This is a genomic window from Paenibacillus sp. HGH0039 (assembly GCF_000411255.1).
In the GTDB taxonomy this organism is placed as follows: domain Bacteria; phylum Bacillota; class Bacilli; order Paenibacillales; family NBRC-103111; genus Paenibacillus_F.
In genome coordinates this window covers 400,443-413,952 of the sequence record NZ_KE150412.1, presented here as the reverse complement: position 1 = coordinate 413,952, position 13,510 = coordinate 400,443, and the positions used below count along the sequence as shown (strand labels likewise).

Here is a 13,510-nt window from a genome sequence, read left to right as displayed (position 1 = left end):
GATGATCAAGCTTGCGGCAGGGCGGATTGCGTATCTCGCCTGTGTTCTCTTCTTCTTGAGTATCGTTACCTTTGCCCTGATGAAGCTGGCACCCGGCGATCCGGTGCGGGCTGTGCTGAAAGCGGACGAAGGGGCGGTATCCGCTGTGGATGCGGCGGCTGTAAAAGAGAAGCTTGGTCTGAATATGCCGATTCACGAGCAATACGTAAGGTGGTTTGCCGGGGTTCTAAGGCTGGATCTCGGACAATCTTATACGACAGGCCGGGATGTGTTTGATATTCTCATAGAACGTATGCCGGCTACGTTTTCCCTGATGGCGGGAGCCATGTTGGTCGTTCTGCTGACCGCGGTTCCACTTGGCATACTGGGGGCTAAGTATCAAGGCCGCTGGCCGGACCATATCAGCCGCTTGATCGCATTACTGGGCATCTCCATGCCGACCTTCTGGCTCGGGCTGCTGCTTATCTATCTATTTTCCTATCAATTGAACTGGCTGCCAGTGATGGGCGGAGGAGATCTTCGGCATTTGGTTCTGCCATCGCTTACGCTGGGTTTTGTCATGGTGCCGGAGTATATCCGGCTGCTGCGATCAGGACTGCTGGACACCCTTTCGCAGCCATATATCCGGGCGGCACGAGGAAGGGGAATCCCGGAATGGCGGATTACGGTAAACCATGCGCTAAGAGCCGCTTTACTTCCGGTGATCTCGCTCTTCGGGCTCAGCATCGGCAGCCTGTTGGCCGGTTCCGTTGTCACAGAATCTCTCTTTGGATGGCCGGGTCTCGGCAGCCTTGCGATGGAAGCCTTTACTCAGCGTAATTATCCGATCATCCAAGGGTATGTTCTGTTTTCGGGTCTGTGCATTGGTCTTGCCAATCTGCTGTCGGATATCAGCCTGGGGTATATGGACCCCAGAATTCGTTATTCGAAGGGGAGAGAAGCATGAACGGTCGCATTGCGAATAGCACCGCATCGGCTCCTAACACGGCATGGAACAGGCTGCGTCATAACCGAATGGCCTGCGTCGGGATCCTGATGATCGCGTTGTTTCTCCTGCCGGCCTTGTTCGGGGGATGGCTTGCTCCCCATGATCCGCTGCTGATCAGCATGTCGGAGCGGCTGAAACCCTCCAGCCTGCAGTACCCTCTCGGCACAGACCATCTAGGCCGGTGTATTTGGTCCAGGCTTCTGGCGGGCACTCCGGTCACGCTGGGCCTCTCATTTCTCGTCGTGACGGTTGTCATGGTGATCGGCATTCCGATCGGCATTCTGTCCGGCTATAGGGGCGGCCGCACGGATGCTTATTTCATGAGGCTGGCCGACGCGGCAGCCGCTCTCCCCGAATTTCTGCTTGCCGTTACAGTTGCGGGCTTCTTGGGGCCGGGTTTGATGAAGGTTCTGCTTGCCGTCTCCTGCATCAAGTGGATCAGCTATGCCCGAGTGGTACGCGGGACCATAATGTCCGAGAAGAAACAAGATTATATCTTGGCTTCGATCGTCGCCGGCAGTACCCCTTGGGCGGTCAATCGGCGTCATCTCATCCGGCATGTCGCCTCCCCGCTGGCCGTACTGGCTGCCCTGGATGTGGGGAGGACAATCCTTCTTATTTCAGCATTATCTTATCTCGGTTTGGGCGTACAACCTCCTGCTCCCGAGTGGGGGGGGATGCTGAGCGAAGGACGACCCTATTTTCAGGCGGCACCGCAGTTAATGATCTATCCGGGTCTCACTATTCTTGCTGTTGTAATCGCATTGAATCTGCTGAGCGACGGTTTGAGAGACGCACTTGATGTTCAGAGCGACCGTTACAGCCGCCGTAAGAGGAGGTATTCGTGATGCGTACGGAGCATGAGATAAGGTCCCCGGGAGCTATCGGTGCTTCATTGTCAGCCGTTGAACTTGGGCGGGTAATCCCATCATCTGATGAACCGGTACTGGTCATAAAGGAGTTATGTATCCGCAGGAGAGGACACGATCGGTCTCAGCCCATTATCCAGGATATATCCTTTTCAATCCGAAAAGGGGAGACGCTGGCCATCGTTGGGGAGAGCGGCAGCGGCAAAAGTGTGACCGCGGCGGCCATTACGGGTCTGCTGCCTTCGTCGCTCCAGGTAGCTCTGGGAACAATCACCTTTCAAGGAGAGGACCTTCTAACACTGCGGGGCAGGAAAAGAAACGGGCTGCTCGGCCGCAGAATCGGCTGGGTAAGTCAGGACTACCAAAGCAGCTTTACTCCATTGATTAAAATCGGCGCTCAGCTGACCGAAATGATCCGTGTCCATCAAAGGATGCCATCGAAAGAGGCGGAAACCCTGGCGCTGAGCTGGCTGGAGAAGGTCATGCTGCCCGCGAAGCGCGTGTATGGCAGTTATCCGTTCCAACTCAGCGGCGGCCAGCTGCAGCGGGCGGCGCTCGCCGCAGCATTTATGCTGCATCCCGCCTTGTTAATCGCGGATGAGCCAACCACGGCGTTGGACGCGCTCTCGGCTGACCGGATCCTTGGTCTGCTGGACGAGCTTCGCGCCCAAACGGAATGCGCAGTGCTGTTTATCTCCCATGATCTTCGCCATGTGCATCGCACTGCCGACCGGGTGGCGGTTATGCGGGAGGGGCGATTGTTGGAAATGGGGGAAGCGGCTGAAATCTGCAGGCTGCCTCAGCATCCCTATACGCAGCAGCTATGGGATGCTTGTCCACGGATCATTCCTCACGGCAGGTTAACGAGCATGCAGAACAATGATAGCTTATGTGAGAGTCAGACCGCCCCCAATCCACCTTTAATGACAGTCGTTGAACTTGTAAAAAGTTACCCTAACAAGAGCGAGCAGGAGGCGGCAGTCCGGCAACTATCTTTTGAAATTTATGGAGGGGAATGTCTAGGGCTGGTCGGGGAGAGCGGATGCGGGAAGAGCACGGTCGCCAAGCTGCTGTTAGCGCTGGAGCGGCCGGATGCGGGAGACGTGATTTTTGACGGAGTATCCTTGAATGCCCTTACAGGGCGTGCGCTGCGGTTGGTACGTAAGGATATACAGGCCGTCTTTCAAAATCCCGCTTCATCTTTGAATAGCCGGCTGCCCATTTGGCGCTCTATTGTGGAGCCGTTTGATAATTTTCAAAGTCATGATCTTTCGGAATTTGCAGGGAGAGGGCAGTCAAGAAGAGACACGGCCGCCAAGCTGTTGGAGATGGTCGGTCTGGAGCGGACGCTCGGAGACCGGTACCCCCATGAGCTCAGTGGGGGACAGCGCCAGCGAGTGGCCATCGCCCGAGCTATCCTGCTTAAACCCCGGCTTCTGATCTGTGACGAGCCCACTTCCAGTCTGGATATTACCGTACAATCGCAAATTTTGAACTTGCTGAAGCAGTTAAGACAGGAACTCGGCATGTCCTGCTTGTTCATCTCTCACGATATTGCTGTTATTCAGCGAATGTGCAGCCGTATCCTGGTAATGAAGGAAGGGCGGATTATGGACCGTTTCCCAGTCGACCAGCTCTGCAGTGAAGAACGTCATCCTTACACGCGTCAACTGGTATCGGCGTTTATGCGCGAATAGGATGCAGTCTGAGGTGAATATGAAAAACGGAATCCTGCTTTCTCTTCTGTCTTCCCTCGTGTTCAGTGTGATGAACGCGCTGGTGAAAGGCATCAGCAGTACCATCCCCGCCGCCGAAATCGCGTTCTTTCGCGGGCTTGTAGGAACCCTGCTCATCTTGATCTTGATGCGATACAGCGGAGTAGCCTTCTCAAGAAAGGGGATCCCGATGCTCGCGGTAAGAGGGCTGAGCGGCGGCCTGTATATGCTTGCCTTTTTTTACACGTTATCAAACATTCCGCTCACGGACGCGAGTCTCTTGGCACAGTTAGCCCCTATCTTTGTGGCCATGTTATCCGTTCTCATTCTGAAAGAGAAGCTGAGTCGCAGGGGAGCGGTGGTATTTCCTGTTATTTTAGCGGGGGCTCTCCTGCTGATGAAACTGCATGAATATTCCAGTTACTCGGTCTATGCGCTCGTCGGACTGCTCAGCGCTTTTTTCTCCGCAGCAGCGAGCATATCGATAAGATATCTGAGCAGGACGCATCCATCTTATGAGATTGTGTTTTATTTTGTGGCGACCTCTATGCTGGTTGCTATTCCCTTCATGTGGGACTCGTTCGTTATACCGGATGCCCGGGAGACTGTAATGCTGGTGATCATCGGGCTTGTATCGCTTCTTGGTCAGTTGTTCCTGACGAAGGCCTTTACCCATGAGAATGCGATCATCGTTCAGGTAGTCAGCTATTTCGGCTTATTTCTGAACGTTTTATTCGGCTATCTGTTCTGGAACGAAGTTCCTGACCTGCTGACTGTCGCAGGCGGTGTATTGATTGTAGCCGGCTGCATGATATTGTGCGGAGGGAACCGCCAAAGTAGCCCTAAGACAAAGCTTAGAATATAAAAAGTGTCCGTTGAAACGAGGAGGAAAAGCGATTGAATCAGGATGTTCTGTACGATGTTTGGTGGAAGCATCATGAAGAGGGTGACCAGGGGATGGAGAACGATCATATCCCCCACTGGAAACGGGTGCTCAGCTTTATCCCGGAAGAAGACCTCTCGCAGTGCAGCGTACTGGATTTTGGCTGCAATCAGGGAGGGTTCCTCCGGCTGCTCTACGAGCAGAGACCATTCAAGGAAGGCATCGGTACCGACCTGGCACGCCGGTCGGTCGAGGTGGCCAATAGCCGTAAAGGCGATCTGCCGATTCAATATGTGGCCACTGCGGAGCCGGAGCAATTCGAGGGACGGTTTGATCTGGCTTTCAGTTTAGCAGTGCTGTATCTGATTCCCGATCTCGGAGAACATGCGAGGAAGATGAAGAAAGCGCTAAAGCCGGGAGGGGTCTATTATGCTACCTTCGCCGATTACAGCGAAAATCCAAGTCTGCCCTATATCCAAGAGCGGATCAACAGCAATGCCTCCATCCCCATGCAGGAGCATACCCTCGACCATATAGCGGAAATGTTCTTTCAAGAGGGTTTTCGTGTCGGCATCCGGCGCATGATACCGACATGGTATCTCGATTTGTCACCGGGTAAAAGGTGGTACCAACGTGTGGCCGACCATCTTCAATATGCTTACGAGCAGGCGTATGTACTGCGATTCGAGGCGCCTGACGATCAAGAAAGCAAATGATCGAAGTAGTTTAACAATGGGGAGGATCGTGAACGAGGGTTCACTCCATGCGTTTTTGGTAAGCTGGCCGCAAAAAGCGGATTTTACCGGGAAGCGACTCCAAACACAAGTAACCCGCAGGAGGGGCACTTTTTTAAAAGTGTCCATCTTACGGGTCACTGTGCAGAGTTGAGGTTAGAACAGCAACCTCATCCGCCTTGACTAGTTATTTCTTCGAGGGTGTTTCATTTTTGTGCTCAATCACTTGTAATACTTTTGGTTCAATAGCTTTTAACATCTGTTCAATTGAGCGATTGCCTGGAGGAACGTCGCCATTCTTTTCACCTTGAATTTGTCCGTCAACCTGTGTTTTTGCGATGACGTCAATCACTTGTTGTTTAGAGACCTGTTTAGATGAGGCCACTTCCACAACCGATTTGCCTTTTGCTAGTTCTTGTTTTAATTCTGTCGGGCTGATTTTTAGTAAAGAAAACAGTTTGGCATCGTTTAAAAAGTCGTCGGCAAAGTAATCGGGCTTACCGTCTCTTGAGAAGAAACCTTCTACTTGAATGGTTGAAGGCGCAGTCTCACCTCCGATCAAAGAAGCACTGATCGTATTGCCCTGAACGAATACCTGGTAGAACGGTGTTTTTGAACCCTTTTTGCTGTAATTCAACATAAACGTTTTTTGATCCGGGTTCTCCATTTGCTCCATAGCAAACTCATACTGTTTGATGCTGCCATACAGTTTATCAATCAGAACATCTGTCTTTGACTTGATTTCCTGATCGGTTAAAGCAGTGAGCGGCTTCTCCTTAGGCTCCCAATTCTCTTGAATCACGTGTTCAATCGCACCCGTAACGGCGTTGGTATGAAGGGTAATCTTCTTGCCGGTTCCTCCTTTTTCCTGCAGGATGATGCTTGTTTGGACACCTTGAACGCTGCTTGCCTCGATAATCTCAAACGATTTTGTTTCGGGAAATGCGTGATACAGCTTCTCAAGCGCTGCTTTGCCAACCTCATCCACCTTGACTTGTTCGGCAGTCATTGGTGTTCTCGTTAGCATTTCAATCAAAGTAGGGGCCGCGTAGGCCGCGGTCGGAATCAAAATCGCAGCAGCGACTATTCCGCCGATTAATCGTTTTTTCATGGTTATTTCGCTCCTTTTTCGTTGCAAATAGTGAGAATAGGATTGTTCGATTCGTCTGGTAATAGCCGGTGGGCACTCCATCGTTTCGGCTTCTTCGTGCAGATGTTCACGGATTTTGCGTTCAATAGTCATTGATCTTTTCCATCCTTTCCGGGGGGAGATTCCATACGTTTTTTCGAAGCGCCTGAAGACCGGCATGATATCTGGACTTGACTGTACCCAGCGGAATATCGAGCAATGTCGCGATTTCCTCCAGCGTATAGTCGTGAAAAAAGCGGAGGACAATCACCGTTCGCTGTTTGTCGGTCAGTTTTTGGATGGCCTGCGATATCATTCGGTTCGTCCCATCCATCAACACGGCAGGTTCATCCCAATGAGATTCCTCCCGTGAGAAGGCACGGATGCGTTCAAAAATTCGGAATCTCCGCCAGCTCTTGACCCGAAATCTCTGCACTTGACGGATGACCAAGCCGTGCAGCCAGAAGTGGAAAGGCCGGTTCGTATCGTAGTTGGCAAGTGAGGTCCACATTTGCATGTAGATCTCATTCATGACATCTTCCCGATCCTGCCGATGATCCACCAGAAAGGAGACTGTCCGGTAGACGTTCTGATAAGTGGCGTCATACAACGCGTGAAACGCCTGTCGATCACCATCTTTCATTTTTGTGAGCAATTGGTACATATATTCACTTTGCATTCAGAGGGCCCTCCTGAGTAAGCAGCTTACACCCTATATTGTCTCTCTATCGAAAAAAGGTTCGGTTCTTTCTTTCTTTTTTTGCAAACGGCTGAGTATCGGCGGACTTAGATCAGGTAGACAACCGGGAGTTTAGCGATCCGCATGGCGGCCGCTGCAATCCTTACATTCACTGCGAGAAGAATACAAAAGCCGGATTCCTTAGAGTAGGAAAACCCGGCTTTTTAACTATTCAACAGTCCTTAACGTATATTTTTGTTAAAATGTGGGCGGGACCCTTATACTGTAAAAGAGAGGCGGAGGGAAGCGTAAGCCGATTGGGCTCGCGGCACTTCTCTTCCGCAACACGCGGCCCAAAATCGAATGCTCCGTTGTTTACGTGCAGGGTTCACGTTCTCGTCAAATCGCACTTGTCGTCCGGTCATTGCGTTCCATGTCCGGCGGCAGACCAATGCGAGGGATGAACGAGCGCTGCCGGAATCTTCGTGCGCGCATCGCCTTTCGCCGCATTGAGCTGGGCCTGCGTGAGAAATAAACTCCCGCGCAGATCGGCTCCGCCGAGATCGGCGTCGCGGAAATCCGCGCCGATCAGGTCAGCCCCTCTCAGATCGGCGTTCCGGAGATCGGCGGCGATGAGGTACGCTCCCCGCAAGTTGGCGCCGCTCAGATCGGCTCCCTTCAGCTTCGCGCCCATGAGGTCGGCGCCCCGGCCGATTTTGCGGCGCTGCGTGCCGCCTTTCCGCCGGCTCGCGGCGTCGGCGCGGACGAGTTCGCTCGTCCGCAAAAGAAGCTCGTTGACTTTCCCCCTGTGTGCGACGACATCAAGCTCCAGTAGCGCTTCCGGGGCGAGGAAAGTCAGGCGTTCCGTCTCGTCCAGCGCGGTGCGCAGCTCGCCGTGTACAGAACGGGCGGGCTGGAGAGTCAGCGCTTCGGACAAGTACCACAGAAGCTCATGGAGCTGCCGCATAACCGGGAACACCTCGAACATCTGCTTCGCGGACCCGGGGACCCGGCGCCAGTCTTCTCCGGCATAAGTCACCTGAGACACCTTCTGTCCGGCGCCGAAGCAGTCAAAGACCGTGCAGCCTTTGAAGCCCTGCCGGCGGAGGCCGGTGTGAATGCCGCACCGGAAGTCCTGCTGCAGATTGGGACACGGCTGGCCGGCGTCCTTGTCTTTCGCAAAGTCGGCGGATGCCGCATAAGGCAGCGCCACGCAGCAGAGGCCGAAGCATTTCTCGCAGTCGGACAGGAGCGCCTGCGGGTTTTTATAGGAAACCGTTTCCGGATTTTCATCAGGTTGAGACATGGTAAATACTCCCTTCGTATAACCGTGCGTATATTGCAACAACCTCCATTTTAAAGGCAGGTACGCCCGGAACGAAAGGATTTTTTTCTTATCAATTAAAAAAGCGGCTGTTTCGGACAGGCGAGAGAGGAGGAGAGCCATGCCTTTTACGTTCGCGCATCCCGTCGCGGTTATGCCGTGGTGGAACAAAACGACCCTTCCGGTATCCGCTCTGATTATCGGGTGCATGTCCCCGGATTTCGAATATTTTGTCCGGTTCCGGGCTGCGGGCGTATGGAGCCACCATGGAGCGGGGATCGTGTTTTTTAATCTTCCAATGATCCTTATGCTGTTTCTGCTGTTCGAAACCGTTGTCCGGCCTGCGCTTTACGATTATTTGCCCGGCCGGTTTCCTTATCGCTGGAGAAGGGAAGGAGCAATTCCCGCTTCCTTCAAAGGCTGGTTCACCGTCGCGGTTCTGGGCTTGGCAGGCACCGGGACTCACCTGATATGGGACCAATTCACGCATAAAGGCGCCTGGCTGGTCAACCATATCTCCTTCCTCGGCGGAACGATAACGGCGGGAAGCTTGGAAGTACCCGTATACAAAGCGGCGCAGCACGGAAGCACGCTGATCGGGTTGATAGGGACGGCCTGGTGGATACATCGGCATTTACGCGTACCGGCAGAGGAGAGATCGCGGGTTTCCTCCGCGCCTTTCTGGTTTACCGTGCTGGTCCTGTTTGTCTTGATTTTTGCGATAGCGGCTGTTTTCGTAGTGGACGGCAAAGGTCTGGCGCTTCTTTCACAGCTTGTCGTCCCGGCCATCAGCTCACTTATGCTTGCCGTTCTTCTGGCTTGCCTGTTTTTTGGCAAAAGCGTCAGCAGAACCGGCCGAAGTTGAACCGGTTTTAACGAGAAGCCCGTCGTTCGGCGGCTTTAAAAAAGAGGGCTGAAAGAGCAAAAAGAGCAAAAAGAGCAAAAAGAGCGGGAGATCCCGCTCTTTTTTTCATTCACACGCAAGGTTTAAAAGTTAGGCGCCAGACGGACCAGCTTATCGGGCGATCCGTCTCCGTTCTTATCCCCGTTATTGCTGGTCACGAAATAAAGCGATCCGTCGGGAGCTTCGACTATGTCGCGGATGCGGCCATACTTATTCACGTACAAATAATTGAGACTGCCGCTGTCGATGACGGGCTTGCCGTTCTGTTCCTTGACGGTCATGCGGATAATCTGTTTGCCCTTCAAGTTGGTGACAAGCAGATTCCCGGCCCACGGCCCTTTGGTCACAAACGTGATACCAGAAGGCGCCCAAGTCGTCCCGCTGGCGTAAAGGAGGGGCGGCGTAATGCCCGGTTGATTCTGATTTCCGCCCTCGTACTGCGGCCAGCCGTAATGGGCTCCCGGTTGAATGAAGTTAATCTCGTCTTTGGACGATTCTCCATGCTCGGACTCGAATAGCCGGTTCGTTCCGGGCTGCCAGGCCAATCCTTGCGGATTCCGGTGACCCCGGCTGTAAATCGGCGAAGAAGCGCCGAACGGATTATCGGACGGGATCGTGCCGTCCAGATTCAGCCGGAATATTTTTCCTCCGAGATAGGTTAGAGTGTCATCCTTGTTGCCGTAGTTGCCGTCACTGAAATAGAGCTTCTTGTCCGGGCCGATTTTAAGACGGCCGCCGTTGTGATACACCGCCCCGGGAAGATTCGTGATCAGGACTTTGTCGATTTTGGCGGTATTGTTGCTTTCGATCAGACGGACCACCCGATTGGCGACTTTGTTGTCGGAGGTCTTGTAGGAGTGGTAAATATACATATAATGATTGTTGGCGAAATCAGGGTCGAGCGCTAGTCCCAGCAGACCGCCCTCACTCTTGGGCATGTAGTAGAAAGGCGATCCCAGCGTAATGACCGGCGCGGACTTCAACTGGCCGTTCACGATGACGCGCACTCTTCCGCTGTTGCGTTCGGTGAAAAAAATCCGGCCGTCCGGCGCGAAGTCGACCGCCCACGGCGTTTCCAGATTGGAAGCGACGACCTCGGGCGTGTAAGGTTCCGAAGAGGCCGGGTTCGTCTTAACCGACAGCGCTTTACTGGCGGGGGACACATTGCCAGCAAGATCCCTGGCTTTCACCGTAAAGCTGTAGGAGGTATTGGCGGCAAGACCCGTCACGTTGAATGAGGTCTTGTCGGTGCTGCCGGCCAATTTCCCGTCCGTGAAAATATCATAGGCGTACACGCCTACGTTATCCGTCGCTGCGGTCCAGGTTAACTGGACGGACGTGGAGGTTTTGCTTGAACTCGCAAGTCCGGCCGGAGCGGCGGGGCTCTCCGTATCGGACCCGCTGGTTGTCGTCACCGACAGAGGTGCGCTGGCTGCCGAGCTGTTTCCGGCCGCGTCCCTGGCTTTTACCGTAAACCGGTAAGTGGTGGCGGGTTTCAAGCCCGTAAAGGTATAGGAAATACCGGCAACGTTCGCCTGGGTCAAAACATCGTCCTTATACAAATCGTAGCCGGTGACACCGACATCGTCCAGCGATGCGGTCCAGGCGATTTCCGCAGACGTATCGGTTACGGATCTGGCCTGAACGTTCGTCGGTTCGGTCGGCGGAAACACATCGCCCGCCGCGTTTACCGTCACATTAGTAAACGTGGCGGTGCTCAGCTTGGAAGTGTTATGGCTGGAGACGGCAAGACCGACAAACACGGAGGCGTTCATCTTTAAAGTAAGCGTCCCCAGGTCGCCCCAGTTCAATCCGTTGTTGGACACATACCCCCGGATGACGTTTCCTTTGCGCTCCAGCTTTACCCACGCCGGGCTGGTCGAAGCGATTTTCTCGCTCTCGGAGGCGCCGCCGGTTTCCGTTCGATACTGGAACGTGAATCCGTTGGAAGGCGTCAGAAGCAGATCGGCATGTTTGGAATCGGGCTTCAGCGTTTCCCGGATCGTAATGCCCGCTTTGGCGAAATCGTGGGTATTCGTCTGCGAGGAAACGAGAGCGATGATCGAGCCGTCCCCCGTCCAGGGCTGATAGACGAAATTGAACTGGTCCGATTTGCCCCAAATATCCGTGCCGGAGCCGCTGACTTCAAAACGGCCCGCACCCGGGTCATAGGAGGCGCTGCCCGCCAGAGCGGGCGAACCGATGTTTTGCTGCTTCCAGGGAGCCGGCACGCTTTCCGCCTTGGCTGTTCCCGGTACGGGTATTAAAGCAAGCAGAAGACAAAAGCAGAGACTTAAAGCAACCTGTTTGCAATGCATAATCATTCCCACACGTCCTTTTGATTTGGAATGGCACTAAGGGTTTGCTTATAGACGAAGGCGATCCTCCTTTCGCTTTCGAAAGTTAAAGCGCTTATACTTTCGTAATTCATTTTACCATAAATCCCAGTAAAAGGTATATACGAAATGTAAACGCTTAGCGTTTTGGCTCGTACGGTAAACATGTTAGAATGAAAATGATGCAAAACGAACATAAAGGAGTTCAGACACGATGACGGACCCGAAGCCTATGACCGAGAAACAAAAGATGTTAGCCGGTAAACCCTATAAAGCTTTCGGCGAGGAGCTTCTGCTCGAACGGCAGCATGCCAAGGAAGTCTTATTCGACTACAACGCGCTGCGTCCCGGCGAAGTCGAGAAACGGAACGAACTGCTCCGTGCGCTTCTCGGACGTACGGGCAAAGTCTTTTTTATAGAACCCCCATTCCGCTGCGATTACGGTTACAATATTTCGCTGGGGGAAAATTTTTATGCCAATTATAATTTAACGGTGCTCGACTGCAATCGGGTAACGATCGGGAACAACGTTCTGATCGGTCCCAATGTGAGCGTGTTTACTGCAGGCCATGCCATTCATCCGGAACCGAGAGCGAATGAGGTGGAATACGCGCTCCCGATCTCGATCGGCAACAACGTCTGGATCGGCGGCGGGGCGATACTCAATCCCGGCGTGTCGATCGGCGACAATACGATTATCGGATCGGGGAGCGTGGTTACGAAGGATGTCCCCGCAAACGTTATTGCCGCGGGCAATCCGTGCCGCGTCCTTCGACCGATCACAGAGGACGACAGGAACCAGTTCCGGGAAGCTTAGAGCCGGAACCGCTGCAAAAGGCTGCTTCCGCGGAAGCGGTCTTTTCCGTTTGCCGGATCGTACGTGCCGCATTTCTTCTTCGGAAGCGCCGCAAGCAGAGGCGGCAATCTTTTATCGCTTCACTCAATAAAAAGGAACCTTGGATGCCCGATTCGGGCATCTTTTTTTTATGATTGACGCTTTCCTGCATTGTGAGTATGATAATAGTAATCGTTACGATTACGATTAAATTCGGTAGAGCGACGTGATCCTACATTTTTTTAAAAAAATCGGTCCAGGGGTAGTTGTCTGATGAAACATGAAATCGACTTTGTGAAATGCAATCCCACCCAGAATATGACCATTCTTGTGAGAACGAATCACTTGGCTGAGGACTATAAGCCCATTGCCGCTAAAATGATGTCTTACGACAGTGTGTACGCCGAACAAGTAGGCTTCATCGAAAAACCCGGCAACTATGAAGCCGATGCCAATTTGCGAATGGCGGGAGGTGAGTTTTGCGGGAATGCTTGCATGGCCTTAGCCGCTTTTCTTGCATCTGAAAAAGGAATGAATCCTGACGATTTCATGGAAATTGTCCTCGAAGCTTCCGGAACGGAGCAGTTAGTCACCTGTCAGGTGCAAAAAGTCAAGGAAGAGTATGTGTGCCGGCTTGCAATGCCTGTGCCCAAAAAAATCGATCGGAAGACAATCAAGTTTGAAGGCGATGACTTGGATATCGTCACGGTGAGATATCCCGACTTTCTACATATTGTGATCGAAGTCGATCATTTCAATGAGACCGTGAGAAATCGGGCAGAGGCCTTGGCGAAGCTGCTTGGAGCGACTTCGGAAGCCAAAGTGATCGGCATTTTGTTATTCAAGAGTCATTCGGACGAATTGGCTCCGCTCATATATGTCCCACCCTTGGACAGCCTGATTTGGGAAAGAGGGTGCGGCTCCGGCACGGCTTCACTGGGTGCCTTCCTGTCTTGGAAACACAAGGGGACCGTTTCTGCGCAAATCAAGCAGCCCGGCGGCACCATAACTGTCATGGCCGAATGGGAGGAAGACGAGGTAACAAGCCTCAGCATTGAAGGATCCGTTGGAATTGTAGCCCAAGGCAGAGCTTTTGTTGATGTTTAATATCCTG

General features: G+C 53.0%; 12 protein-coding genes. 8 read left to right on the top strand and 4 right to left on the bottom strand.

Going from position 1 to position 13,510, the window contains the following annotated elements; translation table 11 throughout:
- The first annotated feature begins 1 nt into the window (after position 1).
- Genes nikB through HMPREF1207_RS01520 form a run of 5 tightly spaced genes read left to right on the top strand, consistent with a single transcriptional unit; the run spans position 2 to position 5,171 of the window.
- Positions 2 to 946 carry a nickel ABC transporter permease gene (gene nikB, locus HMPREF1207_RS01540; RefSeq protein ID WP_009674257.1) on the top strand — a complete coding sequence of 315 codons (945 nt, stop codon included), beginning with the start codon at positions 2 to 4 and terminating at the stop codon, positions 944 to 946.
- Positions 943 to 1,836, top strand: coding sequence for a nickel transporter permease (nikC, locus tag HMPREF1207_RS01535; protein ID WP_009674271.1), 894 nt, complete (start codon positions 943 to 945; stop codon positions 1,834 to 1,836). The genes nikB and nikC overlap by 4 nt, the downstream gene beginning before the upstream one ends.
- Positions 1,836 to 3,554 (top strand): dipeptide ABC transporter ATP-binding protein, encoded by a 1,719-nt coding sequence (locus HMPREF1207_RS01530; RefSeq protein ID WP_016423397.1) that lies wholly within the window; start codon positions 1,836 to 1,838, stop codon positions 3,552 to 3,554. The genes nikC and HMPREF1207_RS01530 overlap by 1 nt, the downstream gene beginning before the upstream one ends.
- 19 nt (positions 3,555 to 3,573) lie before the next feature.
- A complete protein-coding gene (locus tag HMPREF1207_RS01525) occupies positions 3,574 to 4,437 on the top strand; it encodes a DMT family transporter (RefSeq protein ID WP_016423396.1) in 864 nt (287 codons plus the stop codon).
- Between the two features lie 32 nt (positions 4,438 to 4,469).
- Positions 4,470 to 5,171: a class I SAM-dependent methyltransferase gene (locus HMPREF1207_RS01520; RefSeq protein ID WP_009676652.1), complete on the top strand. Its 702-nt coding sequence runs from the start codon at positions 4,470 to 4,472 to the stop codon at positions 5,169 to 5,171.
- A gap of 205 nt (positions 5,172 to 5,376) precedes the next feature.
- Here HMPREF1207_RS01520 and HMPREF1207_RS01515 read toward each other — a convergent pair whose 3' ends face one another.
- From HMPREF1207_RS01515 to HMPREF1207_RS01505, 3 genes are all read right to left on the bottom strand, one after another.
- Complete coding sequence (locus tag HMPREF1207_RS01515; RefSeq protein ID WP_170318726.1) at positions 5,377 to 6,432, bottom strand: hypothetical protein; 1,056 nt, start codon at positions 6,430 to 6,432, stop codon at positions 5,377 to 5,379.
- Positions 6,422 to 6,997, bottom strand: coding sequence for a sigma-70 family RNA polymerase sigma factor (locus tag HMPREF1207_RS01510; protein ID WP_009676659.1), 576 nt, complete (start codon positions 6,995 to 6,997; stop codon positions 6,422 to 6,424). Before HMPREF1207_RS01510 ends, HMPREF1207_RS01515 begins: the two co-directional genes overlap by 11 nt.
- A gap of 421 nt (positions 6,998 to 7,418) precedes the next feature.
- Positions 7,419 to 8,303 carry a pentapeptide repeat-containing protein gene (locus tag HMPREF1207_RS01505; protein ID WP_016423395.1) on the bottom strand — a complete coding sequence of 295 codons (885 nt, stop codon included), beginning with the start codon at positions 8,301 to 8,303 and terminating at the stop codon, positions 7,419 to 7,421.
- Between the two features lie 139 nt (positions 8,304 to 8,442).
- Between HMPREF1207_RS01505 and HMPREF1207_RS01500 the strand changes: the two genes are divergently transcribed.
- A complete protein-coding gene (locus HMPREF1207_RS01500; protein WP_009676608.1) occupies positions 8,443 to 9,186 on the top strand; it encodes a DUF4184 family protein in 744 nt (247 codons plus the stop codon).
- A 122-nt stretch (positions 9,187 to 9,308) separates the two neighbouring features.
- Here the strand turns inward: HMPREF1207_RS01500 and HMPREF1207_RS01495 are convergent, their stop codons facing one another.
- The gene (locus HMPREF1207_RS01495; RefSeq protein ID WP_009676627.1) at positions 9,309 to 11,549 is read right to left on the bottom strand and encodes a PQQ-dependent sugar dehydrogenase; all 2,241 of its coding nucleotides are present in this window, start codon (positions 11,547 to 11,549) and stop codon (positions 9,309 to 9,311) included.
- 226 nt (positions 11,550 to 11,775) lie between these two features.
- Here HMPREF1207_RS01495 and HMPREF1207_RS01490 point away from each other — a divergent pair, with 226 nt between their 5' ends.
- Positions 11,776 to 12,378, top strand: a complete 603-nt coding sequence (locus HMPREF1207_RS01490; RefSeq protein ID WP_009676600.1) for a sugar O-acetyltransferase — start codon at positions 11,776 to 11,778, stop codon at positions 12,376 to 12,378.
- 291 nt (positions 12,379 to 12,669) lie between these two features.
- Positions 12,670 to 13,503 carry a diaminopimelate epimerase gene (locus HMPREF1207_RS01485; RefSeq protein ID WP_009676614.1) on the top strand — a complete coding sequence of 278 codons (834 nt, stop codon included), beginning with the start codon at positions 12,670 to 12,672 and terminating at the stop codon, positions 13,501 to 13,503.
- Positions 13,504 to 13,510: the final 7 nt, after the last annotated feature.